The 24,248-nt window shown below is 64.4% G+C and carries 28 protein-coding genes and 1 other RNA gene; 23 read left to right on the forward strand and 6 right to left on the reverse strand.

Annotation, left to right across the window (positions count from 1 at the left end; genetic code table 11):
* The first annotated feature begins 6 nt into the window (after positions 1 to 6).
* The 5 genes from MOV80_RS09395 to MOV80_RS09415 all read left to right on the forward strand — a co-directional run bounded on the left by MOV80_RS09395 (position 7) and on the right by MOV80_RS09415 (position 1,690).
* Positions 7 to 216 carry a hypothetical protein gene (locus MOV80_RS09395; RefSeq protein ID WP_019101794.1) on the forward strand — a complete coding sequence of 70 codons (210 nt, stop codon included), beginning with the start codon at positions 7 to 9 and terminating at the stop codon, positions 214 to 216.
* The gene (locus tag MOV80_RS09400) at positions 213 to 524 is read left to right on the forward strand and encodes a cell division protein ZapA (RefSeq protein WP_019101793.1); all 312 of its coding nucleotides are present in this window, start codon (positions 213 to 215) and stop codon (positions 522 to 524) included. Before MOV80_RS09395 ends, MOV80_RS09400 begins: the two co-directional genes overlap by 4 nt.
* 31 nt (positions 525 to 555) lie before the next feature.
* A non-coding RNA gene (gene ssrS, locus MOV80_RS09405) (6S RNA) lies at positions 556 to 739 on the forward strand.
* Positions 740 to 749: 10 nt separating this feature from the next.
* The gene (locus tag MOV80_RS09410; RefSeq protein WP_051002646.1) at positions 750 to 1,367 is read left to right on the forward strand and encodes a 5-formyltetrahydrofolate cyclo-ligase; all 618 of its coding nucleotides are present in this window, start codon (positions 750 to 752) and stop codon (positions 1,365 to 1,367) included.
* Positions 1,358 to 1,690 (forward strand): DUF1294 domain-containing protein, encoded by a 333-nt coding sequence (locus MOV80_RS09415; protein WP_019101791.1) that lies wholly within the window; start codon positions 1,358 to 1,360, stop codon positions 1,688 to 1,690. Before MOV80_RS09410 ends, MOV80_RS09415 begins: the two co-directional genes overlap by 10 nt.
* Positions 1,691 to 1,694: 4 nt before the next feature.
* Here the strand turns inward: MOV80_RS09415 and MOV80_RS09420 are convergent, their stop codons facing one another.
* Positions 1,695 to 1,868, reverse strand: a complete 174-nt coding sequence (locus MOV80_RS09420; protein ID WP_162835138.1) for a hypothetical protein — start codon at positions 1,866 to 1,868, stop codon at positions 1,695 to 1,697.
* Between the two features lie 128 nt (positions 1,869 to 1,996).
* Here MOV80_RS09420 and MOV80_RS09425 point away from each other — a divergent pair, with 128 nt between their 5' ends.
* The 8 genes from MOV80_RS09425 (at position 1,997) to MOV80_RS09460 (ending at position 9,691) form a co-directional block, all read left to right on the forward strand.
* Entirely contained in the window at positions 1,997 to 2,461 is a 465-nt protein-coding gene (locus MOV80_RS09425; RefSeq protein ID WP_043638290.1) for an EVE domain-containing protein, read from the forward strand.
* Positions 2,455 to 3,276 (forward strand): sulfite exporter TauE/SafE family protein, encoded by an 822-nt coding sequence (locus MOV80_RS09430; RefSeq protein ID WP_249605074.1) that lies wholly within the window; start codon positions 2,455 to 2,457, stop codon positions 3,274 to 3,276. Before MOV80_RS09425 ends, MOV80_RS09430 begins: the two co-directional genes overlap by 7 nt.
* Before the next feature lie 39 nt (positions 3,277 to 3,315).
* Positions 3,316 to 4,269 (forward strand): prolyl aminopeptidase, encoded by a 954-nt coding sequence (gene pip, locus MOV80_RS09435; protein ID WP_107732978.1) that lies wholly within the window; start codon positions 3,316 to 3,318, stop codon positions 4,267 to 4,269.
* 134 nt (positions 4,270 to 4,403) lie between these two features.
* Positions 4,404 to 4,793 (forward strand): hypothetical protein, encoded by a 390-nt coding sequence (locus MOV80_RS09440; protein WP_081576195.1) that lies wholly within the window; start codon positions 4,404 to 4,406, stop codon positions 4,791 to 4,793.
* Positions 4,794 to 4,985: 192 nt separating this feature from the next.
* Complete coding sequence (gene leuS / locus MOV80_RS09445) at positions 4,986 to 7,604, forward strand: leucine--tRNA ligase (RefSeq protein WP_118266341.1); 2,619 nt, start codon at positions 4,986 to 4,988, stop codon at positions 7,602 to 7,604.
* Between the two features lie 81 nt (positions 7,605 to 7,685).
* Entirely contained in the window at positions 7,686 to 8,246 is a 561-nt protein-coding gene (gene lptE / locus MOV80_RS09450) for an LPS assembly lipoprotein LptE (protein ID WP_019101784.1), read from the forward strand.
* Entirely contained in the window at positions 8,227 to 9,231 is a 1,005-nt protein-coding gene (gene holA / locus MOV80_RS09455) for a DNA polymerase III subunit delta (protein WP_019101783.1), read from the forward strand. Before lptE ends, holA begins: the two co-directional genes overlap by 20 nt.
* 67 nt (positions 9,232 to 9,298) lie before the next feature.
* Complete coding sequence (locus MOV80_RS09460; protein ID WP_249605075.1) at positions 9,299 to 9,691, forward strand: YidB family protein; 393 nt, start codon at positions 9,299 to 9,301, stop codon at positions 9,689 to 9,691.
* A gap of 216 nt (positions 9,692 to 9,907) precedes the next feature.
* Here MOV80_RS09460 and MOV80_RS09465 read toward each other — a convergent pair whose 3' ends face one another.
* Positions 9,908 to 10,423, reverse strand: coding sequence for a YcnI family protein (locus tag MOV80_RS09465; protein ID WP_019101781.1), 516 nt, complete (start codon positions 10,421 to 10,423; stop codon positions 9,908 to 9,910).
* Positions 10,424 to 10,660: 237 nt separating this feature from the next.
* Here MOV80_RS09465 and MOV80_RS09470 point away from each other — a divergent pair, with 237 nt between their 5' ends.
* The 3 genes from MOV80_RS09470 (at position 10,661) to MOV80_RS09480 (ending at position 13,888) form a co-directional block, all read left to right on the forward strand.
* On the forward strand, positions 10,661 to 12,634 hold the full coding sequence (locus tag MOV80_RS09470) for a prolyl oligopeptidase family serine peptidase (RefSeq protein WP_249605076.1): 1,974 nt from the start codon (positions 10,661 to 10,663) through the stop codon (positions 12,632 to 12,634).
* Complete coding sequence (locus MOV80_RS09475; RefSeq protein ID WP_043592417.1) at positions 12,615 to 13,076, forward strand: YiiD C-terminal domain-containing protein; 462 nt, start codon at positions 12,615 to 12,617, stop codon at positions 13,074 to 13,076. Before MOV80_RS09470 ends, MOV80_RS09475 begins: the two co-directional genes overlap by 20 nt.
* 185 nt (positions 13,077 to 13,261) lie before the next feature.
* Positions 13,262 to 13,888 carry a hypothetical protein gene (locus tag MOV80_RS09480; RefSeq protein ID WP_019101778.1) on the forward strand — a complete coding sequence of 209 codons (627 nt, stop codon included), beginning with the start codon at positions 13,262 to 13,264 and terminating at the stop codon, positions 13,886 to 13,888.
* A gap of 198 nt (positions 13,889 to 14,086) precedes the next feature.
* Here the strand turns inward: MOV80_RS09480 and MOV80_RS09485 are convergent, their stop codons facing one another.
* The 3 genes from MOV80_RS09485 to uraH all read right to left on the reverse strand — a co-directional run bounded on the left by MOV80_RS09485 (position 14,087) and on the right by uraH (position 16,576).
* A complete protein-coding gene (locus tag MOV80_RS09485) occupies positions 14,087 to 14,536 on the reverse strand; it encodes a hypothetical protein (protein ID WP_043592416.1) in 450 nt (149 codons plus the stop codon).
* 399 nt (positions 14,537 to 14,935) lie between these two features.
* Entirely contained in the window at positions 14,936 to 16,189 is a 1,254-nt protein-coding gene (locus tag MOV80_RS09490; RefSeq protein WP_019102212.1) for a urate hydroxylase PuuD, read from the reverse strand.
* Positions 16,190 to 16,222: 33 nt separating this feature from the next.
* Entirely contained in the window at positions 16,223 to 16,576 is a 354-nt protein-coding gene (gene uraH / locus MOV80_RS09495; protein ID WP_019102211.1) for a hydroxyisourate hydrolase, read from the reverse strand.
* 177 nt (positions 16,577 to 16,753) lie between these two features.
* On the opposite strand from uraH, the gene MOV80_RS09500 reads away from it, so the two are divergent.
* From MOV80_RS09500 to MOV80_RS09530, 7 genes are all read left to right on the forward strand, one after another.
* Positions 16,754 to 17,497: a GntR family transcriptional regulator gene (locus MOV80_RS09500; protein ID WP_019102210.1), complete on the forward strand. Its 744-nt coding sequence runs from the start codon at positions 16,754 to 16,756 to the stop codon at positions 17,495 to 17,497.
* A 17-nt stretch (positions 17,498 to 17,514) separates the two neighbouring features.
* Positions 17,515 to 18,453 (forward strand): allantoinase PuuE, encoded by a 939-nt coding sequence (puuE, locus tag MOV80_RS09505; protein WP_202948733.1) that lies wholly within the window; start codon positions 17,515 to 17,517, stop codon positions 18,451 to 18,453.
* Entirely contained in the window at positions 18,444 to 18,953 is a 510-nt protein-coding gene (uraD, locus tag MOV80_RS09510) for a 2-oxo-4-hydroxy-4-carboxy-5-ureidoimidazoline decarboxylase (protein ID WP_043592413.1), read from the forward strand. The genes puuE and uraD overlap by 10 nt, the downstream gene beginning before the upstream one ends.
* Positions 18,954 to 18,964: 11 nt before the next feature.
* A complete protein-coding gene (locus tag MOV80_RS09515) occupies positions 18,965 to 19,582 on the forward strand; it encodes a LysE family translocator (protein WP_019102207.1) in 618 nt (205 codons plus the stop codon).
* Positions 19,583 to 19,629: 47 nt separating this feature from the next.
* Positions 19,630 to 20,670 carry an allantoicase gene (alc, locus tag MOV80_RS09520; RefSeq protein WP_019102206.1) on the forward strand — a complete coding sequence of 347 codons (1,041 nt, stop codon included), beginning with the start codon at positions 19,630 to 19,632 and terminating at the stop codon, positions 20,668 to 20,670.
* A gap of 36 nt (positions 20,671 to 20,706) precedes the next feature.
* Complete coding sequence (locus MOV80_RS09525; protein WP_019102205.1) at positions 20,707 to 21,216, forward strand: ureidoglycolate lyase; 510 nt, start codon at positions 20,707 to 20,709, stop codon at positions 21,214 to 21,216.
* Between the two features lie 110 nt (positions 21,217 to 21,326).
* Positions 21,327 to 22,682: a nucleobase:cation symporter-2 family protein gene (locus tag MOV80_RS09530; RefSeq protein WP_081574443.1), complete on the forward strand. Its 1,356-nt coding sequence runs from the start codon at positions 21,327 to 21,329 to the stop codon at positions 22,680 to 22,682.
* A gap of 23 nt (positions 22,683 to 22,705) precedes the next feature.
* Here MOV80_RS09530 and MOV80_RS09535 read toward each other — a convergent pair whose 3' ends face one another.
* Positions 22,706 to 24,163, reverse strand: coding sequence for a sensor domain-containing diguanylate cyclase (locus MOV80_RS09535; protein ID WP_161523058.1), 1,458 nt, complete (start codon positions 24,161 to 24,163; stop codon positions 22,706 to 22,708).
* Positions 24,164 to 24,248: the final 85 nt, after the last annotated feature.

Raw genomic sequence — 24,248 nt, forward strand, 5'->3', positions numbered from 1 at the left:
GCCGCCATGGACAAGGAACTGGAATATCTCGAGTCGAGGGTGACGGCGTTGGTGGCGCGCATTCGCGAACTTGAAACACAAAACGGCCGTTTTGCCGAAGCGCTGTCCGAAGCGCTGCGCGACAATGCGGAGCTGAACTTCAAAGTCAACGAAACCCGCGCGCGGGTGGCGGCTCTGGTCGAGCGCCTGCCCAAGGCGTCGGAGGATGCGGAATGAGCGACGTGGCTCAGGTTGAAATCGAACTGCTGGGGCGTTCCTTCACCATTGGCACCCCGGCGGAAGAAAAGGAAACGCTGCAAGAGGCGGTGCGTCTGCTGGCCGGCAAGATCGAAATGATCCAGCAGCACGGCAAGGTAATGGACGCCGACAAGATAGCCATCATGGCCGCGCTGAACATTGCCCACGATTTGTTGAAGACAAAAGTGGGAGAGGGCTTGGAGATGGCGGCGTTTCAGCGTAAAATACGCAGTATGAGCGAAGCCGCCGACCAAGCGCTTCGCGAAAGCCAGCAAGCGCTGTTTTAAACGCAGAGCCGCTGGCGAACACCAAGGTCAGTACCCCCTGCGGTGTTTGTGAAGGCACACAATTCCTTTGTACCAATGCGTTCGCTTCAGGCTGCTAGCGTGAGTCATGGGCGTGCCGCGTCCTCTTGAGGATGCGCCCGAAATGACTGGCAGGCGGCCCTCCCTGGAAACAGGGTACAAGCGAATTTTGCCCGAACGACACTCGCGGGGGCTCCCCCCTCTGCCATGACCGCACTTTCCTTTGTTTCCGATCCGGTTTCCCTAGACAAGCCCGCATTGCGCAGGCGGATTCGCCGTGCGCGCCAGGCGCTGAGCCCTGGCTATCGTTTGCAGGCGATGAGGGCGATCGCCCGTCATGCCTCGCGGCTGCTCAAACGCGGCAAGCGCGTGGGCGCTTATCTGGCCGCCGGTTCTGAGCTGGATCTGGAGGTCCTGATGAGCGCCGCGCTGTGGCGCGGCGCGGAAGTCTATCTGCCGCAGATCCCGCGGCGCGGCCGTCGGCTCTGGTTCAGCCGCTTGGGCGCGGCGGACCGCTGGTATCTGCATCCGCGTTACCGGATCGTCGAATACGATGGCCCGGCGCTGCGCGCGGAACGGCTGGACGTGTTGTTTGTGCCGCTGCTGGCGATTGACGACGATGGCTATCGCATGGGCCAGGGCGGGGGGTTCTACGACACCACGCTGGCCTTCCGCCAGCGCGCGCGCCAGTTCGGCAAGCCCTTGCTGGTGGGCGTGGCCTATGATTGCCAACGCGTGGAGCGGGTGCCGCGCGAAGCGTGGGACGTCCGGCTCGATTATTTGTTGACCGAATCCGGCCTGCGCCGGCTGCCCTTATGCCCCTAGCCGTCGTCTTTCTGGCCGTTTTGCCGGCGCTTGCTCTGCTGGGGCGTTTGGAATGGGCGGTGGCGTGGCTGTATCTGAGCCTGAGCCTGCTGTGCTTTGTTTTGTATTGGCGGGACAAGCGGGCGGCGGAGCGCGGCGGGCCGCGTACGCCTGAGGCCAGGCTGTTGTGGCTGGGCGTGTTGTGCGGCTGGCCGGGCGGGCTGATGGCGCGCAGGTTGTTCCGCCATAAAACCGTCAGGCAGCCGTTCCGGCTTTTGTTCTGGTGCGGCGCGGCCTTGAATCTGGCCGCGCTGGGCGGCTGGCTGTACTTGCGGACACATTGAGCGATCAGCGCCAGTCATGGCGGCCGCCGTAGTAATAGCCGTAAACCGGCGTCACCACCACCGGGGCCGGCCTGACCACCACCGGCCTGACGGCCACCCTGGGCGGTTCTACTACGCAAGCGCTTAAGCCGGCGGCCAGCGCCAGTCCCAGCAGACATTGTTTGGCACGGGTATTCATCGCCTTCATCCTTTCTTTCAGTTATCGCCATATCCCCTTGGGATGCCAATGTCAGCATAAACGGCAATCTTTCCAGTAAGATTGAGCAAGCGTTAACCCTTTTCCTGACTAATTAACAGACATTGCCCATGCGATATTGGCTGATGAAGTCCGAACCGGACGATACTTCGATCGACGATCTCGCCGCCGAGCCCGAGCGCTTGTTCGAGTGGACCGGCGTGCGCAATTATCAGGCGCGCAATTTCATGCGCGACGGCATGCAAGTGGGAGACCGGCTGCTGTTCTGGCATTCGTCTTGTCCGGAACCGGGGGTGGCCGGTCTGGCGGAAATCGCAGCCGCCGCTCATCCGGACTCCAGTCAGTTTGATCCTGAAAGCCCTTACTACGACCCCAAGTCTTCACCCGACGCGCCGCGTTGGCTGGCGGTGGACGTGCGTTTCCTGCGCAAGACCCGGCTGCTGTCGCCGGCGGAGCTGCGTCAACACCCGCCCCTGGCTGAGATGACGGTGCTCAAGCGCGGCAATCGCTTGTCCATCACCCCGTTGAGCGAGGACGAATGGCGCTACATCACTGAACAGTTGCTGGCATGCTGAGCGTTCCGCTGATTCTGGCGCTGCTGACCTGCGGCGCGGTGGCCGGCTTCCTGGCCGGCTTCCTGGCCGGATTGCTCGGCGTCGGCGGCGGCCTGGTCATTGTGCCGGTGGTTTTGGGCGTCTTGTCCGCCGCGCAGTTGGGCGGCGATCATGCCCAACATCTGGCGGTGGGCACTTCGCTGGCGGTCATGGTGTTCACCAGCCTATCTAGCGTGCGGGCCCATCATAAGAAGGGTGCGGTGGATTGGCGCATCGTGAGGGCGATGGCGCCGGCGATGGTGGTTGGCACCCTGCTGGGCAGCCTGGTGGCCGGCGCGATCTCCGGGCTGGCGCTGAAATGGTTCTTCGTGGGCTATGCCTATCTGGTTGCCGTGCAGATGTTCTTCAACCTCAGGCCGCACGCCAGCCGCGGAATACCGGGTCAGGCCGGGCAATGGAGCGCCGGCGGGCTGATCGGCATGATCTCCAGCTGGGTGGGCATAGGCGGCGGCTCGATGAGCGTGCCCTATATGAGCTGGTGCAATGTGCCGGTGCACACCGCCATCGCCACCAGCGCGGCGCTGGGCTGGCCTATCGCCGTATCCGGCGCCGTCGGCTACCTTTATAGCGGCTGGGGCGCGGCCGGCTTGCCGGCCGGCGCCTTGGGCTTCGTTTATCTGCCGGCCATGCTGGCGCTGATGCTGATGACGGTGTTGATGGCCCCCTTGGGGGCGCGCGCCGCGCACAAGCTGCCGGTGGCCCGCTTGAAGCAGGTGTTCGCCGCCTTGATGGCGGTAATGGCCAGCGAGATGCTATACGACCTGCTGCGCGGTTGAGCGCGGCGCGTTTTCCCTTGTTCCCCGTATGGAGAGGCCATGTTGTATCCGCCTATAGCACCGTTCGCCAGCGGCATGTTGCCGCTGGATGGCTTGCATGCGATGTATTGGGAGCAATGCGGTTTGCCGCAGGGCTATCCGGCGCTCTATCTTCACGGCGGACCGGGCGATGGCTGCGTGCCGGCCTGCCGTCAGTTGTTCGACCCCGGCTTTTACCGCGCGGTGCTGTTCGATCAGCGTGGCAGCGGCCGTTCGACGCCGCGCGGCGAGCTGCGCGACAACAGCACCGCCCATCTGGTGGCGGACATCGAGCGGCTGCGCGAGCACCTGGGTATTGAGCGCTGGCTGGTGTTCGGAGGCTCCTGGGGCAGCACGCTGGCGCTGGCTTACGCCCAGGCGCATCCGGACCGTGTCAGCGGGCTGATCCTGCGCGGCATCTTCCTGGGCGAGCGCAGCGAGATCGACTGGTTCCTGCACGGCATGGGCCAGTTCTTTCCCGAGGAATGGCAGCGTTTCGTCGCGCCCATCCCGGAGGCTGAACGCGGAGACTTGCTGGCCGCGTACTACCGGCGTCTGACCGATCCCGATCCGGCGGTGCACCTGCCGGCTTGTCGCGCCTGGGGACGTTACGAGGGCGCTTGCGTCGCGCTGCGCCCCAACGCCGACGCCGCCGAACGCGCCGGCAGCGAATACGTGGCATTGTCGCTGGCGCGGCTGGAAGCTCATTACTTCGTCAACCGCGTGTTTCTGCCGGAAGGCGCGCTGTTGGACGGGCTGGCGCGCATCCGCCATATTCCCGCCGCCATCGTGCAAGGTCGCTATGACGTGGTCTGTCCGCCGGCCACCGCGCTGCGCTTGGCCCAGGCCTGGCCGCAGGCCCACTACGAACTGGTGGAGGCCGCCGGCCACTCGCTGTGGGAGCCGGGCATACTTGAGGCGCTGCTGCGGCAACTGGAGCGTTTCCGCGATGCTCACCTGGCCGGGCGGGTCTGAGAAAGCGGCTGTTCGAACCCCCCTGTCTAACGGCTCCGTCTACGCGCGGCGGACATTGAAGCGCTTCTGAGCCGGCGCAACTATTTGGCGCCTTGGCAGGTCGAACCTGGCTTTCGACATGGAAAGAATGGCAATTGAAAACTCTCGTTCTCTGCGCCGCGGCCGTACTGGCCGGAATACCGGCCGCCGCCTCTGCCTACAGCGACGAAGCGCGCTTGCCGTTTGCCGGCCAGCCGGGCGAACTGCCGCTTGAGGTGGTGCTGCGCTTTGCCAAGAACCGCCTGGGCGAGGACGGCCAGTTCGAGTACCGCAGCCTGAAAGTGATCCAGACCAGCCAGCCGGAAGCGTTCGACAAAGCCAGCATCGCCTTGCTGCGCGAAGGCCTGATGGACGACAGCGTCAAGGGCACGCGCCAGCGCTTCAAGCTTAGCCGCGAGAACGATGTCTGGACCATACGCGCGGTGAAGGAGGACTTCTCCTGCTGGCGCGGCCGCAAAGGCTGGGGCGTCAAGCTCTGCCCGTGATTGCGCTAGGCTGAGTAGCCGGCCAAGCATTTGTTTTTTTGGGGTCTTATCGCGGGAGCGAAGACGCCGTTATAATGGGGGCAACCTTTTTGCGGACGGGCTATCCAGAGCGCGGCTCATCACTGGCGCCTCCGGGCAGCCCGCCTTTTGTATTTCCGCCTTTTGAATTTCAGAGTCCAGACAAAGATCGCCATGCAAGAACAATACAGCCCGCGCGCGGTAGAAGCCGCCGCCCAGCAGAAATGGCAGAAGACTGCCGCCTTCAAAGCCGTGGAAGACGCCTCGCGTCCCAAATACTACGCTTTGTCGATGTTCCCGTATCCGTCCGGCAAGCTGCACATGGGCCATGTGCGCAACTACACCATCACCGACGTGCTGGCCCGCTTCAAGCGCCTGCAAGGCTTCAACGTGCTGCAGCCGATGGGCTGGGACGCCTTCGGCCTGCCGGCCGAGAACGCCGCTATGAAAAACGGCGGCGCGCCGGCTGCCTGGACTTACGCCAACATCGAGTACATGAAGCAGCAACTGGACAGCCTGGGTTTTGCGCTGGACTGGGAGCGCGAGCTGGCCACCTGCAAGCCGGACTACTACCGTTGGGAACAGTGGCTGTTCACCCGTTTGTTTGAAAAAGGCGTGATCTACAAGAAAAATGGCGTGGTCAACTGGGACCCGGTGGATCAGACCGTGCTGGCCAACGAACAAGTGGTGGACGGCCGCGGCTGGCGCTCCGGCGCGCTGGTGGAAAAGCGCGAAATCCCGATGTATTACTTCCGCATCACCGACTACGCCGAGCAGTTGCTGGCGGACCTGGACAAGCTGGACGGCTGGCCGGAGCAGGTCAAGACCATGCAACGCAACTGGATAGGCAAGAGCTTTGGCTCCGACGTGGCCTTCGCCTACGACGAAGCCAGCATCGGCCATGCAGGCCAGCTCAAGGTCTACACCACCCGCCCGGACACCCTGATGGGCGCCACCTATGTCGCCGTGGCCGCCGAACACCCGCTGGCCACCCAGGCCGCGGCCGGCAAGCCGGAGCTGCAAGCCTTCATCGCTGAATGCAAGGCCGGCTCCGTGGCCGAGGCCGATGTGGCCAAGATGGAAAAGAAGGGCATGGACACCGGCCTGTTCGTCGTCCACCCGCTGACCGGCGCCAAGCTGCCGGTATGGGTGGCCAACTACGTGCTGTGGGGCTACGGCGAAGGCGCGGTGATGGCGGTGCCGGCGCACGACGAGCGCGACTTCGAATTCGCCAACAAATACCAGCTGCCGATCCAGCAGGTCTACGCGCCGGCCAACGGCGACGACAACTTCGACGCCGCCGTTTGGCAGGACTGGTACGCGGCCAAGGATGACAGCATCCGCACCGTGAACAGCGGCAAATACGACGGGCGGAACTTCGCCGCCGCCTTCGACGCCATCGTCGGCGATCTGGAAGCCAAGGCCGCCGGCCAGAAGAAAACCCAGTACCGTCTGCGCGACTGGGGTATTTCGCGCCAGCGCTACTGGGGCTGCCCTATCCCCATCATCCACTGCCAGAGCTGCGGCGATGTGCCGGTGCCGGAAAAAGACCTGCCGGTGACGTTGCCGGAAAACGTGATTCCGGACGGCGCGGGCTCCCCGTTGGCCAAAATGCCGGAATTCTACGAAACCAGCTGCCCGAAATGCGGCGGCGCGGCCAAGCGCGAAACCGACACCATGGACACTTTCGTCGAGTCCAGCTGGTACTACGCGCGCTACGCCTCGCCCAAGTGCGACACCGCGATGGTGGACAAGAAGGCGGCGGACTACTGGCTGCAAGTGGACCAGTACGTCGGCGGCATCGAACACGCCATTTTGCACCTGCTGTACGCGCGCTTCTTCCATAAGCTGATGCGCGACGAAGGCCTGGTGTCCAGCGACGAGCCGTTCAAGAGCCTGCTGACCCAGGGCATGGTGGTGTGCGAAACCTTCTACCGCGAACTGCCCAACGGCGCCACCGATTGGATCGCGCCGCAGGACGTGGTGCTGGAGCGCGACGCCAAGGGCAAGATCGTCGCCGCCAAGCATCGCGTCGACGGCCTGCCGGTGGTGGTGGGCGGCATCGAGAAGATGTCCAAGTCCAAGAACAACGGCGTGGACCCGCAGGAATTCATTGAAAACTACGGCGCGGACACCGCACGTTTGTTCATGATGTTCGCGGCTCCGCCGGAACAGAGCCTGGAATGGTCGGACGCGGGCGTGGAAGGCGCGTTCCGCTTCCTCAAGCGTTTGTGGAAAGTGACGAACGAGCATGTAGCCGCCGGCCTGGCTCCGGCCTACAGCGGCGGCGAACTGTCCGCCGGCCTGAAGGATCTGCGCTTCAAGCTGCACGCCACCATCCAGAAAGTGGCCGATGACTACGGCCGCCGTCAGCAATTCAACACCGCCATCGCCGCGGTGATGGAACTGCTGAACACCTACGACAAAACCGACAAGTCCGGCGACGCCGGCCGCGCGGTGGCGCAGGAAACGCTGGAAACCGTCGTGCTGCTGCTGTCTCCCATCGTGCCGCATATCTGCGACGCGCTGTGGAACGCGCTGCGCCCGGGCAGCGAACTGCTGCAACAAACCTGGCCGAAAGTAGACGAGAGCGCGCTGGTCAAGAGCGAGATCGAACTGATGGTGCAGGTGGGCGGCAAGCTGCGCGGCAGCGTCACCGTGGCCGCGGATGCGGCCAAGGACGCGATCGAGGCCGCGGCGCTGGCGCATGAAAACGTGCAGAAGTTCATGGAAGGCAAGCCGGCCAAAAAAATCATCGTAGTGCCGGGCCGCCTGGTCAACATCGTGGTGTAAACCGACGTGGCCCCGGTCCTGGGCGCGGCCTGCGCGCTGGACCGGGCCAGGCAAGCATTGTTTCCCGATAAGGAATCGTGAATGAGACTTTCCCTGCAATGGTTGTGGCTGGCGCTGCTGGCCGTCACGCTGAGCGCTTGCGGCTTCCACCTGCGCGGCCTGGGCGGCCCGATGAAGCCGCTGCCGTTCGCCTCGCTGTATTTCGACGGCGGCGGCACCGCGGTGGCCGGCGATGTGCGCACCGTGCTGGCGCGCGACCCGCGCCTGCAAGTGCTGGACAATTCCAAGCAGGCCGAGGCGGTGGTGACCATCCTCAGCGAAAACCAGTCCAAGGACATCCTGACCCTGAACGTGGGCGGCAAGATCAACGAGTACCAGCTGACCTATACCGCCGTGGTGCGCACCGTGCTGTTCGGAGTGCCGGTGGAGCCGGACATGACCGTGGTCGTGCGACGCAGCATGAACTACTCGGATAGCGCCATCCTCGGCAAGGAGCAGGAAGAAGCCCTGATCTGGGCCGACGCCCGTCGCGACGCGGCCGAGCAGATCGTGCGCCGGCTGGCTTACCTGAAAAAGCCGGCCGCCGCGCCGCTGACCGGCCCGCAAAGCCTGAAGCCCGCCGATGCCCAGCCTAAGCCCTGACGCGCTGATCGCGGCGCTGGGCAAGGGCCTGGCGCCGCTGTACCTGATCCACGGCGAGGAAGCGCTGCTGGCCTTGGAGGCCGCCGACGCGCTGCGTCAGGCGGCGCGCGATCAAGGCTATCAGGAGCGCGAAGTGTTGACGGTGGAGGCGGGTTTCGATTGGTCGCAGCTGCGCGACGCGATGAGCAGCGTTTCGCTGTTCGCCGAGCAAAAGCTGCTGGAAATCCGCATTCCGAACGGCAAGCCCGGCACTGAAGGCGCCGAGGCGCTGCAACAGCTGGCGGCCCAGCCGCCGCAGGACACGGTGACCCTGATTACCCTGCCCAAGCTGGAGCGCGCGCAGCAGCAGTCCAAGTGGTTCCAGGCACTGGAAAAGCTGGCGGTGACCGTGGAGGCCCGATTGGTGGGCCGCGCTGAGCTGCCAAGCTGGATCTCGCGCCGGCTCAAGGCCCAGGGCCAGTCGCTGGGCGGCGAAGCGCTGGCCTTCTTTGTTGATCGCGTCGAAGGCAATTTGCTGGCCGCGCGCCAGGAAGTGGACAAGCTGGCCCTACTGTACCCGGCCGGAGAATTGACGCTGGAGCAACTGCGCGCCGCGGTGGCGAATGTGGCCCGCTTCGACGTGTTCCATTTGTCCGAATCCTGGCTGGCCGGCGATGTGCCGCGGGTGTTGCGCATGTTGGACGGCTTGATGGCCGAAGGCGAGGCGCCGGTGCTGGTGTTGTGGTCGCTGACCGAAGACGTGCGCATGTTGCTGCGCCTGCGGCAGGGCCTGAAGGATGGACGCAACGCGCGCGACATGGCGCGCGAACTGCGTTTATGGGGCGACAAGCAGCGTTTGGCCGAGCCGGCCTTGCGCCGCATCGGCCCGCGCAAGCTGATGACCGCGCTGGACGAGTGCGCACGCATAGACCGTCAGATCAAGGGCGTGGAAACCGGCGATCCTTGGCAGACGATGCGAGGGTTGGCGGGTTTGCTAGCGGCTTGAGCCGGCGCGCTAACGCTGCCGTTTTTACCGAGATTCGCGCCCCGTGCGCGGCAAACAGGAGAGCACCATGGCTTTATTCGATTCCTTGAGCGGTTTGCTGTCCGGCGGCGCGGAAGGCGGCGCTGGCGGAGCCTTGCAGGCCTTGCTGCAACAGCAGGGCGGCCTATCCAGCCTGTTGGAGCAATTCCAGCAAGGCGGCCTGGGCGAGCTGGTGTCGTCCTGGGTGGGCCAGGGCGGCAATCTGCCGGTGTCCGCCGAGCAGATTCAGCAAGTGCTGGGCTTGGAGCAGCTGTCCGGCCTGGCCGAGAAGTTTGGCCTGGAGCAGGGCCAACTGTCGCAGCTGGTGGCTGAGCACTTGCCCGGTCTGGTGGACAAGCTGACCCCCAACGGCCAGGTGCCGCAAGGCGAGGATCTGTTGTCCCAGGGGACGGACCTGCTCAAGGGCTTATTCCGCAGCTGACCCTGTTTACGATCTGCTGCGCGTCGGCGATACGGCGTTGAAAACCCCTTCGAAATGCTCATGTACCGTATGTACTTCCGCTTTCTCAGCGGTTTTCGCCTTGTCTCGCTCTAGCTCGCAAGATCGTAAATAGGCTCTGGCTCCACCCATCCATGCAACAACGCCGGCCGCGAGAGACTCGCCGTCGGCGTTTTTCATGGGAGCTAGGGAGAAGGCTTAATGATGATGGCCGGCCGCGCCTGCCGCCGTCACCGTCAACTCCGCCGCCGGGCTCTTCAGCTCATGCGCGTCCTGGCCGGCGGCCGGAATCTCCGCCCAGTTGGTCTCGCCCTGCTCGCATTGCTGCTTCACCTTGAAGAACAGCTTGCCCGGCTGGGCGGCGATCTTGGCCTGGAACACGAACTCATCGTAGAAATTGGACGGCAGCTTGCCGCCCTTCCAGGTGATGCGGCTCACATCCTCGCTCACCTTGCGGCCGTAGTTGTCGAAAGGCTTGACCGCGCTCTTGACCACTTCCACTTCCCAGCCGGCTTTCGGCATCGGCTGCGCCAGGCGCACGCCTTCCGGCATTTCCACGCTGACGGCGGTGGTGGGGCTGCCGTTGCAGCCATGGCCGATTTTCAGCACGCCCTTGTAATAACCGCCGCTGGCGGCGGTGGGGGTTTCCAGGGTGACGTGGGCGAAGGCGGAGCCGGAGGCGGCCAGCAAGGCCAGCAGGGCGAGTTTTTTCATGGAAGTTCTTTGCGGATAAAGGTTAGCGCCGTTGCCGGCCAGGGGCGGCAAATGCGAATGAGGATTGACCGCATCAGTTTAGCGCCTGCCCATTCCTTCCGCATGCGACAAAGTGTCGCATAGTTCGTATGAGAATAATACATTTGTAACGTCATTGTCATGGTCGCTATACTGGTCCGCCCACCGAATGGTTCAGGAGCAGTCATGATGGTTCGTGCTTTATCCGCGGCAACGCTAATGATGCTTTCCACTCATGGCTGGGCCGCTAGCGGCTACAGCGGCCTTGGCGCCGCCAGCGTCAGCGCGGAGGACGTGGCGCGCTACCGCGCCGCGCCGCTGCCGGCGGAACTGAGCCGCAAAGTGCAGAACATGTTGGACCTGCGCGCGCCCGGCGCCGGCGTGCTGGCCCCGGACGGCAAGGCCTTGTACTTCAGCTGGCGCGTCACCGGCGTGCCGCAAGTCTGGAAGCTGGACGGCCCGCAACGCTTCCCGGTGCAGCTGACCGGCGGCGAGGACGCCACCCTGATTCAGGAGGTCAGCCCGGACGGGCGCTGGCTGGTGCTCAGCCGCGACCGCAAGGGCGAGGAAAACCCCGGCCTCTATCTGCAAGCCGCCAACGGCGGCGCGCTGCGCGAAGTGCAGCACAAGCCCGGCGTGCAGACCCAGTTCCAGTTCCTCAGCAAGGACGGCCAGTGGCTGTACTACCGCAGCAATGACGAGCGGGCCGACAGCTACACCCTGTACCGTTACCGGCTGGCCGACGGCCGCCGCGAGCGCCTGTTCGGCGAGCGCGGCGCCTGGAGCATTGCCGGCCACCGCGACGACGGCCGCCTGTTGCTGCAAAAAACGCTGAGCAACGCCAGCGCCGAATTTTATCTGTGGACGCCGGACGGCAAGCCCTTGCAGCCGCTGCTGGGCCAAGGCGAAACCACCGACTATCGTATGGACTTCGGCCTGCGCGACGGCGAATACCTGGTGCGCACCAATAAGTTCGGCGAATACCATCGCCTCTATCTGTGGCGCGCCGGCGCGTTCCAGCCGCTGACGCCGGAAACGCGCGGCGACGTCGAGAACCTCAACATCGACCGCGAGCAGGGCCGCGTTTACTACACGCTGAGCCAGGACGGCTACGGCAAGGCGCTGGCCTTGGACGGCCGCCGCCATTACCGCGCGCTGAAGCTGCCGGCCTTCCCCGGCGCGGCCCAGGTCAATGTGGTCAACCTCAGCCGCGACGGTCGCTACGTCAATTTCAGCGTGGAAACCGACACCGCGCCGGCCAGCAGCCATGTTTGGGACAGCAAGAGCGGCAAGCTCGGCCAATGGTTGCTGCCGTCCACGCCGGAGCTGGATACCCGCGGCTTCGCCAAGGCCAGCCTGGAAAGCTATCCGGCGCGCGACGGCACGCCGATTCCGATGTTTGTGCGTCGACCGGCTCGCTGCGCGGCCACGCCCTGTCCGGTAGTGGTCAACTTCCACGGCGGCCCGGAAGGACAGAGCCGCGCCGGCTTCTCGCCGCAGGCGCAGTTGTTCGTCGACGCCGGCTTCATCTATGTGCAGCCCAATGTGCGCGGCTCCATTGGCTACGGCAAAACCTGGCTGGACAGCGACAACGGCCCGCGCCGGCTGCAAGTGCTGTCCGATATCGAAGACGCCGCGCTTTACATCCGCAGCCAGTGGGGCGCGGCCGGCGTTGCGCCCAAGGTCGGCGTGATGGGCGGCAGCTACGGCGGCTACTCCACGCTGGCGGCGATGACCATCTTCGCCGGCGCCTACGACGCAGGCGTGTCCAATGTCGGCATCGCCAACCTGGTCAGCTTCCTGCAAAACACCGCGCCTTACCGCCGCGCGCTGCGCGCCGCCGAGTACGGCGAGCTGGACCGGGATCGCGCCGCGCTGGAGCAATTGTCGCCCATCAACCATATCGACAAGCTGCGCGACCCGCTGCTGATCATCCAGGGCGTCAGCGACCCGCGGGTGCCGGTGGGCGAGGCGCGGCAAATGTTCCGCGCCATGGCCGGCAAAGGCGTGGACGGCGGCCTGATCCTGTTCCCGGACGAAGGCCACGGCGCGGCCAAGCGCGAAAACCAGGTGCTGCAACTGGGCCACAGCCTGTGGTTTTTCCAACGCCACCTGTTGGGGCAGAATGGAGGCGGCGCCGCCAAAGCCGGCCGCGCCGAACCGGGAGAAAAACATGAGTCCACAGGCGCTTGAAGACTACCTGCACCAACACATCCCGCTGTCCGCCGCGATGGCGGTTGGCGTGGTCGAGGCCAGCGGCGATAGCGTGATCCTGCGCGCGCCGCTGGCGCCCAATATCAACCACCGCGCCACCGTGTTTGGCGGCAGCGCCTCGGCGGTGGCCATCCTCGCCGCCTGGTGTCTGGTGTTCATGCGCTTGTGCGAACGCGGCTTGCCCGGCCGCGTCATCATCCACGGCAACAGCATGCGTTACGACAAGCCCATCGCCGCCGGCTTCCTGGCCCGCGCCGCCGCGCCGGAGCCGGCCGCCTGGGACAAACTGGAGCGTGCCTTGCGGCGCGGACGCATGGGACGGCTGCGGCTGGCGGTGGCGCTGGAATGCGACGGCGAAGCGGTGGGCGGCCTGGACGGCGAGTTCGTGGTGCTGCCCGGCGAAGGGGATGCCCAAGACTGAAACACGCCCCGCGGTGGCGCGGCATCGCTTATCAAACTTTAAATCCAATCTGAATAGCTTATTTTTTGTGCTAAAAAGAAATATCTTGTGCCGGGTTGGGTTGAGCGATAGCCAAAATAACCGCGTCTCGGCGTTTCGGCCACCGCCGCGCCGCAACGCCGCCGGACGTGCGCAGGGGGAGGCCGATGGCGTTAAAAGCGCAGAAGGAGCAGGAACTGGTGCTGCGGTTATTGCAGCGCAAGGGTTTGCACGCCGTGGACCGGCAGTCCTGGCCGCCGCCGCTGCCGGATGTCGGCGCCACCCTCAGCGACGGCCGGCGAATCGCTTTTGAAGTGACGGAAGTGCATGCGGATGAGCATCTTTTTGGCGGCGGCAAAGGCTGTCTGCGCGCGCGCGAAGTGCGCCAGGCGCAACAGGGCGAGGATGTGGACATCAGCGTGCCCAACGCCCCCATCGCCGCGATCAAATACCGGATTCAGGCCAAATGCGTGAAGCGTTACGCGGCCAAGCCGGGCTATGAATTGAGCCTGCTGCTGGCGGCCAATATCCCGCAGTTCGGCGGCGTGGCCGCCACCACCCTGTTTCCCGCCTTTATTCAGGAAGCGGCGCTGACTGCCGCTACTCATGATTTGCTAGAGTCGTCGGCATTCGAGCGCGTCTACCTGCATCTGATCCAGCCCGGCGTCTTGTATGAATGGAGCAAGCAGGAGGCTTGGGTGGAAATGGCCAAAGTCTCGGACGAGGGAACCCGCCCGCCTTTCTGGGCGGAACCTCTGCTTGGCGGCGTCTGTTGGCAGGGCGGCGCGTCCTGAAAGACAGGACGCGCGTTTTCATTCCGGCTCTTGTTTGCGGTAGCCGTCGCTCCACAAAATCCTTAACCGTGACGCACAAGGAAAGGCGGCGAGGCTAATCCCCGGCGGGGCTTGGTGGGTATTGCCTGCGGCTCCACCCACCCTACAAGACCATTCGCCGTGGGGTGGGTTGAGCGTAGCGATACCCACCAGCTTAGGTCAGCGGTTGCGCAGCCGGATACGGCGGAAGCGCGCTTCCAGGCTGAAGCGCTGTCCCAGCGCCAGATAGAGCTGATGTTGGCTATCCACATGGCGATAGACCCGGACCCGATCGGCCCCCAGCAGCATCATGATTTCCAGATAGTTGAAGAAGCCCATCCACTGGCCGCGTCCGTCGCGGTCGTCAAAGTCGATGTCGCGCGCCACACGGCTGAGCAGGCCCTTGCCGACGTATTCGCGGTTGTCCTTCATCCATTGCAGCAAATGCGCCGCGCATTCGCGGCCATAGGCGCTGTCGGCGGGGTAGTCCTTACGGGGCGTGGGCATTTGCCAGTAATGCCGATAGGTGCGGCCGGGGCAGAAACGAACAAAGGGGAGCAAGGCTTCCTGCTGCTCCAGCGAGTGCAGTTTGTAGCGGCGGCGACGGGGGAAGTTTTGAGCGTGATGCATGGTGTTTCTCCTGCTGTGACACAAGATAAACCACCTGCCGGGGAAGGCTGAGGTATTAGGCAGGCGCGTGGCAGGATTGGCGTACCGGACTGTCTCCAAACCGGCGAGTGCCATGGCACTCCCCCACCATGCGCCTGCCAAATGGCGCGGCCATGGTAAAGCAGCCTGCGCAGTTGCTGCGTAGGCCACAAAGATGGAGATGTACCGGGACGCCAATCCCGGGTGCCGCGTGTAGGCGGCAACGGGGGGATTGTTGCCGAGCGGCGGGCGGGGGTCAAGGCGAGGCGGCTTCTTCTTGATCGTTTCAAGATATCCACAGATGAGGCGGAATGGGAAAGTTATCCCCAGTCAACCCATATGGCTAAGCCGCTCGCTATTTTCAAACGGGTCGGCGTTGCGTTAGCGGCCGGGTGCCGGTCCCCATTTCGCCAGAGTCTCGCGCTCTTCCTGGGTCATCTGGGTCAAATTGGCCAGCGGCATGTATTTGGACGCCACCGCCTGCTTGATTCTGTGGGCGTTGATGAGGATTTCCTGCGCATCGTCAAACTTCAAACCGGCCGGCGGCGCCACGAAGCCGGCCTGGCTGGGCGTGGCCGAGTGGCAGGACAGACAGCGGTTCTGAATGATGGCGTGAATCTGGCGCAGACTGTCGGCTGTTTTTTGCGCCGTCGACGCCGCCAGCGAATCCGCCGCGGCTTGCGGTGCGGTTGGCGCGATGGTGGGCGGCGGCGGCGCGGCCAACAGCGCCATGCCGGCCAGCAACAGGCCGCCCAACGCCGGCAGCAGCGGCCGCTTGCGGCCGGAGTGACGCAGCACGAAGTATTGACGGATCAGCGCGCCGGACAGGATGAACAGCACCATGATCAGCCAGGCGTGGCGGTTGCCGTAGGTGAAGGAGTAGTGGTTGCTGATCATCAGGAACACCACCGGCAGCGTGAAATAGGTGTTGTGCACCGAGCGCTGCTTGCCGCGCAGGCCGTCCAGCGGATTGGGTTTGTCGCCGGCCCGGATGGCGCGCACCATGCGGCGCTGACCGGGGATGATCCAGAACAGCACATTGGCCGACATGCAGGTGGCCATCACCGCGCCGGTGATCAGGAAGGCGGCGCGGCCCTGGAAAATTTGGCTGCTGGCGTAAGCCACCAGCGTCATCAGCAGCGCCACCGCCATGCTGAGCGGGCCGTCGCGGTTCATGTCCGGGCTGATGCGGCGGCAGAGTTGGTCGTAAGCCAGCCAGCCGCCCAGCAGGAAGGCGGTGGCGATCAGCGCGGCTTGGCCGCCGGACAAGGCCGCCGCCCAGGCCCAGGGGCTGGCCGGGTTGACTAGGTAGAAGGAGGCGTTGAACAGGTAGAGCAGGGAGAACAGGCCGAAGCCGGACAGCCAGGTGGCGTAGGATTTCCAAAACGACCAGTGCAGCTTGTCGTCCAGCGGGAACGGCGGCTGGCCCAGGTATTTCTGGTTGTGGTAAAAGCCGCCGCCGTGCACGGCGAACATCTCGCCGTGCAGGCCGCGCCGGGCATCGGCGGCGGAGGGCGGGGACAGGCTGTTGTCCAGCATGACGAAGTAAATCGATTCGCCTATCCAGGCGATGGCGGCGATCACGTGCAACCAGCGCAGCAGCAGGTTGCCCAGCTCCAGCAGGTAGTTTTCCATGGCGAGGTTTCCGGGTGGGGGACGGGAACAGCGTCAACTGCCGCGATAGGTGGAGTAGGACCACGGGGTCACCACCAGCGGCACATGGTAGTTTTCGTCCGCATTGGAGATGCCGAAACGCAGCGTTACCTGATCGAGGAAGCGCGGTTCCGGCAGTTTCACGCCCTGGGCGGCGAAGTAATCGCCGGCATGGAACAGCAGTTCGTACACGCCGGCGCGCAGTGATTCGCCTTCCAGCAGCGGGCGCTCGCAGCGGCCGTCGCGGTTGGTCGCCGCATCGGCCAGCAACTGGCGTTGCTCTCCGTCCAGCCGGTACAACTGGCAGCGCACGCCTGCCGCCGGCTTGCCGTGCATGGTGTCCAGCACATGGGTGGTCAATTTGCCCACGGTTGTTTCTCCTTTGTTGTGCGGCCCGATCTGGCGGACCTGTTGTCGATCTTGTTGTTCGCGATGGCGATTTAAAATTGTCGACAATTTGTGTTGACGATAGTGTTTGCTCACGACAATAATTGTCAACAAAATTCTGAAAGCATAGAGCAGGATATGGAAATACCAGGAGGAGACATGTTGCATTCCGCTAACGGAACCCAGGCCGCCGCCGCGCCCAGGGCGTCCACCCTGGTGGGCGACGGCGCGCCGAGCAATGACGCCGACCGCTTGTACTGGGAAATCTTCGACGCGGTGATCGATCAGCGGCTATTGCCGGGGGTCAAGCTAACCGAGGCGGTGTTGTGCGACGCCTTCCAGTGTTCGCGCAGCAGCGCCCGCAGCGCGCTGGCCCAGTTGGCGCACGACAAGATTGTGGACATCCAGCCCAACCGCGGCGCCTTCGTCGCCAAGCCGGACGAGAAGGAAACCCGAGATGTGTTCGAGGCGCGGCGCATGGTGGAGGCGGCGATTCTGGACAAGCTGCTGGCCTTGTCCGATCTGGCCGAGCGTTTGCCGCCGATGCGGCGCATGGTGGCCGACGAGCGCGCGGCTTTCGAACGCGGCGACCGGGTCAGCTGGATTCGCCTGTCCAACGCTTTTCACGTGCAGCTGGCGCGGCTGGCCGACAACGAGGTGTTGACCGAGCTGATGCACGGCCTGTGCTCGCGCACTTCGTTGATCATTGCTTTGTACGATGTGCCCGGCCGCAGCGCCTGCTCCTTCGACGAACATGAGGCGATTCTGACGCGGCTGGAGGCGGGAGACCGCGCCGGCGCGGCGGCGGCGATGCATCATCATCTGGAAGACTGCGAACGGCGGATGAAGGTGGAAGCCCCCAGCCGCCTGGACCCGTGGACGGTGTTCAACCTCAAACGCTGATTGCGGGAAGGATGGCCATGCAGGGGGATTATCCACGCGATTTGATCGGCTACGGCCGCGAACTGCCGGAGGCTAATTGGCCGGGGGGGGCGCGCATCGCCGTGCAGTTCGTGCTCAATTACGAGGAGGGCGGCGAGAACAATGTGCTGCATGGCGACGCCGGCTCCGAGCAGTTCTTGTCGGAAATCATCGGCGCGGAGACGTATCCGGCGCGGCATCTGTCGATGGAGTCGGTTTACGAGTATGGCTCGCGCGCCGGGGTATGGCGCGTGCTGCGCGAGTTTGAGCGGCGGGGTCTGCCGCTGACGGTGTTCGGCGTGGGCATGGCGCTGGAACGACACCCGGAGCTGGCCAGTGCGCTGGCGGAGCTGGACCATGAGGTGGCCGGCCACGGCTATCGCTGGATTCATTACCAAGAAGTGGACGAAGCGGTGGAGCGCGAGCATATGCGGCGTTGCGTGGAGGCGATCCGCCGCCTGACCGGCCAGCGTCCGTCCGGTTGGTACACCGGCCGGGACAGCCCCAACACGCGTCGGCTAGTGGCGGACGACGGCGGCTTTCTCTACGACTCCGACTACTACGGCGACGATTTGCCGTTCTGGACCCGGGTGCGGCGCAGCGACGGCGGCGAGCAGCCGCATCTGATCGTGCCTTACGCGCTGGACACCAACGACATGCGCTTCGCCACCGCTCAGGGTTTCAATACCGGCGAGCACTTCTTCAGCTATCTGAAAGACGCGTTCGACGTGCTCTACGCCGAGGGCGCCGACAAACCGCGCATGTTGTCGGTGGGGCTGCATTGCCGGCTGATCGGCCGGCCCGGCCGCTTTGCCGGCCTGTGCCGCTTTCTCGATTATCTGGAGCGGCATCCGCGAGTGTGGGTGTGCCGGCGGGTGGATATCGCCCGGCATTGGCGGGAAGCGCATCCTTTCACCGGAGACGGGTCATGTCCTTGACGCTGACGCAGTTGAACGCGCTGCCGACGGAGCGGTTCGTTGCCGCGCTGGGCGGCATTTTCGAACATTCGCCCTGGGTGGCGGCGCAGGCGGCCGGCCTGCGGCCGTTCGCCAGCGTGGCCGATTTGCATGGCTGCATGCGGCGACAGGTGGAGGAGGCGGGCGCGGAGGCGCAATTGCGCTTGATCCGCGCCCACCCTGAGCTGGCCGGGAAGGCGGCGCTGCGCGGGGAGGTGACCGCTGAATCCGCCGCCGAGCAAGGCGGCGCCGGCCTGGACCGCTGCTCGCCGCAGGAGCTGGAACTGTTGCGGCGCTTGAACGCGGACTACCGGGCGCGTTTTGGCTTCCCCTTCATCCTGGCGGTGCGGGGTTATCAGCGCGCCGACATCATCGCCGAATTTCAACGGCGGCTGGCCGCCGAGCCGGAAGCGGAGCGGCAGGCCTGTTTGCAGCAGATCTATCGGATCGCCGGCCTGCGTCTGGCCGAACTGATCGCCTAGCCGGAGCCGCCATGTCCAGCCAGATTCTCGTCATGTATTTGTTGTCCATCCTGGTGGTGATCGCCGTGCCCGGACCGCTGTCGCTGTTTATGGTGACCACCAGCGCCGAGCATGGCCTGCTGCGCGCCTGGCCGGCGTTTGCCGGCGGCGTGTTGGCTTCTTTGTCGCTGCTGCTGTTGTCCGCCTTGGGCGTGGGCGCGCTGATCCTGGCCTCGCCCGGCCTGTTCGCCGGCTTGCAGTTGCTGGGCGCTGGCTATCTGCTGTGGCTGGGCTTCAAGGCCTGGCGCGGCGCAGGGCAGGCCGCGGCCGCGCAGAATGGCCGGAGCGGCGCGCCGGCGCAATGGTTTTCCCATGCCTTTCTGCTGGGCATCAGCAACCCCAAGGACATCGCTTTTTTCGTGGCGCTGCTGCCGCAGTTCATCAACGCCCAAGCGTCGCTGGCGCCGCAACTGGGCTGGATGGCGGCCGGCTGGGTGGTGATCGATTTATCGTGCAAGACCGCGTACGGCCTGTTGGCGGAGCTGTTCTTCCAGCGTCTGGCGGTGCTGCGCATCGTGTTTCTCAAGGCTTCGGCCTTGTTTTTCCTGGCCCTGGGGCTGGCGTTGATCTGGAGCCGGCTGACGGCATGAACGGCGAACGGCGCGCGCGCCGACGTCATTGATAAGGAGAAAGTCTGATGGCGCTAGTCAATCACCCGGCGGGAACGGTGCTGCACGCTCCGGCGGCCGATGTGCCGGAATTCGCCCGACGTTACGCCAACCTGGCCGCCGCCGATTTCGGCGCCAGAGTCCTGGCCTGTTCCGATCAGTGGTTCGCCGCGGCGGAGCGGATGCTGCAAGCGTCCGAGCCGGTGTTCATCGTCGGCGAGTTCGACGATCACGGCAAATGGATGGACGGCTGGGAAACCCGCCGCCGCCGCAACGGAGGCTACGACCACGCGGTGATCCAGCTGGGCTTGCCCGGTGTGATCAAGGGGCTGGACATTGATACCAGCCACTTTAGCGGCAACTATCCGCCGGCGGCCTCGGTGGAGGCTTGCCGCTCGGCCGGAGATCCGGACGAGCGGACCGAGTGGGTGGAGATCCTGCCGGCCGCGTCCTTGGGCCCCAGCGCCCATCATTTCATCGCCATCGACGATGCGCGCTGCTGGACTCATCTGCGCCTGAATATCTATCCGGATGGCGGCGTGGCGCGCTTTCGGGTCTACGGCCAGCCGGTTTGCGACTGGGAGCGGCAGGACCCGGCTGTGCCGCACGAGGTGTCGGCGCTGACGAAGGGCGGCCGCATCGTCGCCTATAACGACGCCCATTTCGGCGTGCCGTTCCGGCTGCTGATGCCGGGACGCGGTGTCAATATGGGCGACGGCTGGGAAACCCGACGCCGCAGGGAGCCGGGCAACGATTGGTGCATCGTCGAGCTGGGGCATGCGGCGCTGGTGGAGAGCATCGAAGTGGACACCGCCCACTTCAAGGGCAATTATCCGGACCGGATTTCGGTGCAGGCCGCCTATGTCCGCCATGGCACCGATCAGTCCATCGTGACCCAGGCGATGTTTTGGGATGTTTTGCTGCCGGAGCAGAAAACGGAAATGGACCGGCAGCATTTTTATGGCAAGGAGTTGCTGCGCGATCTGGGCGCGGTCACCCATGTCCGCCTGAACATTTTCCCTGACGGCGGGGTCAGCCGGCTGCGAATCTGGGGACGGTTGGCGGATTGAACCGCCTGGGTCCGCCACCCCACGGAGGAGCGCGGCATGATGATTTTAAGCTTGGAGCCTTTGACCAAACAGGCTTTCGCCCCGTTTGGCGACGTGATTGAAGCCGATGGCAGCGATTGGTTTCCCATCAACCAGGGCAGCACTCGCCGCTATCACCGGCTGGGTCTGATCGATGTCGCCGGCGACGGCGGCCTGCCCGGCATCAGCATGGCGCGCGGCGACGCGCATCATCTGCCGCTGGAGATCCGCATGCTGGAGCGGCACCCGCTGGGCAGCCAGGCTTTCATCCCTTGCAACGGCGTCCCTTGCGTGGTGGTGGTGGCACCGGCTTGCGTCGGCGACCGGCCGGACGAAAGCCGGATCCGAGCCTTTCTGGCGCGCGGCGATCAGGGCGTCAACTACCATCGCGGCACTTGGCATCACCCGCTGACTTGTCTGGAGCGGGCCGGCGATTTCATCCTGCTGGACCGGATCGGCGCCGGCGACAATTGCGACGAGGCGATGCTGTCGCAGTCCTATCTCATCCAATCGGTCAGCGCGGACTAGCCTGCGTAGGCCTCCTTTTTTAGCGGTCAAGGAGTCGTTGTGTAATACCAGCAAGTCGTCAGGGCTGCGGTGTTTGAAAAAGCGGCCCGGCATCTATAAAGGAGACGAGCATGGATTCCAAGCTGTCGGTACACCCCGTGGATCAACGCCTGCCCTTGGGCAAGCTGTTCACTCTGGGCCTGCAACATGTGTTGGTGATGTACGCCGGTGCGGTGGCGGTGCCGCTGATCATCGGTAGTTCCCTGGGCCTGCCCAAGGAGCAAATCGCGTTTTTGATCAGCGCGGACCTGTTCTGTTGCGGGGTGGTGACCTTATTGCAGTGCGTGGGCGTCCGCGGCTTGGGCATCCGCTTGCCGGTCATCATGGCGGTGACTTTCGCCGCGGTGGGGCCGATGGTGGCCATAGGCGGCAATCCGGCGCTGGGCCTCCCCGGCATTTTCGGCGCGACCATCGGCGCCGGAGTGCTCAGCTTGTTGCTGGTGCCGCTGATGGGACGGTTGATCGGCCTGTTTCCTCCGCTGGTCACCGGAGTGGTGATCACCTCCATCGGCCTGTCCATCATCCGCGTCGGCATTGACTGGGCCGCCGGTGGCAGAGGCAATCCGGATTACGGCCATCCGCTCTATCTGGGAGTATCGGTGGCGGTGCTGGTGTTCATTCTGCTGGTTACCCGTTATCTGAAAGGTTTCTTCTGCAATATCGCGGTGTTGCTGGGTTTGTTGTTCGGCTTTGCTCTGGCCTTGCTGCTGGGCAAGGTCAACTTGGGCGGCTTGGGCGAGGCGGCCTGGTTCGCGCCCATCGCGCCCTTCCGTTTCGGCATGCCGCGCTTTGAGTTGTGGTCCATCCTGACGTTGACCGTGGTGATGCTGATCATCTTCGTCGAGTCCATGGGCATGTTCCTGGCCCTGGGGGAGATTGTGGAGCGTCCGGTGGACAGAGCTGCCTTGGTGAGCGGTTTGCGGGTGGATGCGCTGGGTACGGTGATTGGCGGTCTGTTCAATTCCTTCCCGCATACCTCCTTCTCCCAGAACGTCGGCCTGGTGGGCGTTACCGGCGTCAGCAGCCGCTGGGTATGCGTGATGGCAGGCGGCATTCTGGTGGTGTTTGGCTTGGTGCCCAAGATGTCGCTGATCGTGGCGTCTATTCCGCCCTTTGTGTTGGGCGGGGCTGGCCTGGTGATGTTTGGCATGGTGTTGGCCACCGGGATCAAGATTCTGGGCAAGGTGGATTATCAGACTCAGCGGCATAATTTGCTGGTGGTGGCCATTAGCCTGGGTTTGGGCATGATTCCGACGGTGTCGCCCGGCTTTTTCCGGCAATTGCCGGAGGTGCTGGCGCCCTTATTGCATAGCGGCATCCTGCTGGCCACGGTTAGCGCGGTGGCATTGAATGTCTGGTTCAACGGCCTGGCGCGGCCGCGGGAAACGGCGTCGCCGGGCGTCGCGCTTGGGGAGGCTGCGCATTAGGGCCGTGTTGCGGCGGCCTGGGATCAGGCCGTCTCGGCGCCCGCCGCCGCGATCTCGCGTTTATTCCCGTACATCTTCCGGTCAGCCACCGTCAGCAGCTCGTCGATCAACAAGCCGTCCTCCGGGTAATAGGCGATGCCGATACTGACGCCCACTGAAATTAAATGATCGTTGACCTCGTAGGGTTGGTGGATCACTTGTTTCAGGCGATTGACGATTTTGTCCGCCTCGCGGTTGGATTCGATGTCTTCCATCAACACCACGAACTCGTCGCCGCCCAGCCGCGCCACGGTGTCTTCGCCGCGCAATTCTTCCTTGATGCGGGCTGCGATCAGTTGCAGGATGCGGTCGCCTGTGATGTGGCCGTAGGTGTCATTGACCGGTTTGAAGCGGTCCAAGTCCAGAAACAGCAGGGCCAGCCGTTTGCCGCTGCGATCCACGCGCGAGATGGCGTGCTGCAGCCGGTCGTAGAATAAGTTGCGGTTGGCCAGCCCGGTAAGTCGGTCGTGGTTGGCCAGGTAGAACAGTTGGTTTTCTCGTTGGCGGCGGCCGTGCGCCAATTGCAGGTAGTGATGGGACACCAACAGCAAGCCGGTCAGCAGAGCCAGCGACAGGACCAGCAGCATGCCCCATTCGAACGTGCCGATCTGTCGCCAGCCCAGTTGCTGGTTGATAGTGAGCAAGAGCGGTTGGTTGGCGCCGCCCAGCGGGTGGCGAGCTTCCAAGCGCGGGAACAGCAGGGTCTCCAAGGCGCTGGCGCGCTCGGGGCCGCGCAGCAGGGCGGGTGGGCCTGGCGGAGGATCGTTGCGGTGGAACAGGCGAACTTCCACGCCTTCCCGCAGCGACAGCGGGCTGGGCAGCAGGCTGTCGGCGCGTATAGCCATGGCGGCGAAGTGCGCCGGCGCCAGGGAGGCGGCCAGCGGTTTGCTCAGCATGTCGTCCATGGCGCGGATGAGCAGGTAGCCGGCCGGCAGGCCGGGCAGTTTGATCTGGCTGGAGATTTCCATCCGGCCGCTTTCCAGCGTGTTCTGCAGGGCTTGGCGCGCGGCTTGCAGCCGGCCCAGGTCCGCGGCCAGCAGGTTGGACTGGGGCATGGGTTCGATGAAGACTAGCGGGAACAGGCCAAAGCGGCCTTCCCAGCCGCCGCCGCTGGCGGTGGGCATGGGCAGCGCTTGGCCGTACAGTTGCTTCAGGCGTTGGCCGAACATCGGCAACTGGTCAGGGCTTATGCGTTCGATATGACCCAGCCACTGGATTTGCGGATAGCGGCGGAGCAGTTGCCGAGCCAGTCTTTTTTCAGACGGCAGATCCCGGCGGCGATCCAGCGCGCTGAAGGTGGCGTAGCTGTCCAGCACGGTTTCATGGCTTTGTAGTTTTTGATTGAGCTGTTCGGATAGCAGTAGAGCGTCACGGTTGAATTGTTGCTCGGCGCCCAGCAACGCGTGACTGGCGATCGACAGAGCGACTAGCGCACTCAGCACCAGCCATATCGCGATGCATCCTGCATAAACCAGCCGTGTCCGCATGTAGCAACCGTAGGAAGGGGGAAAGAGGGGATGACAGATT

This window comes from Chromobacterium sp. IRSSSOUMB001 (genome assembly GCF_023507765.1).
In the GTDB taxonomy this organism is placed as follows: Bacteria; Pseudomonadota; Gammaproteobacteria; order Burkholderiales; family Chromobacteriaceae; genus Chromobacterium; species Chromobacterium haemolyticum.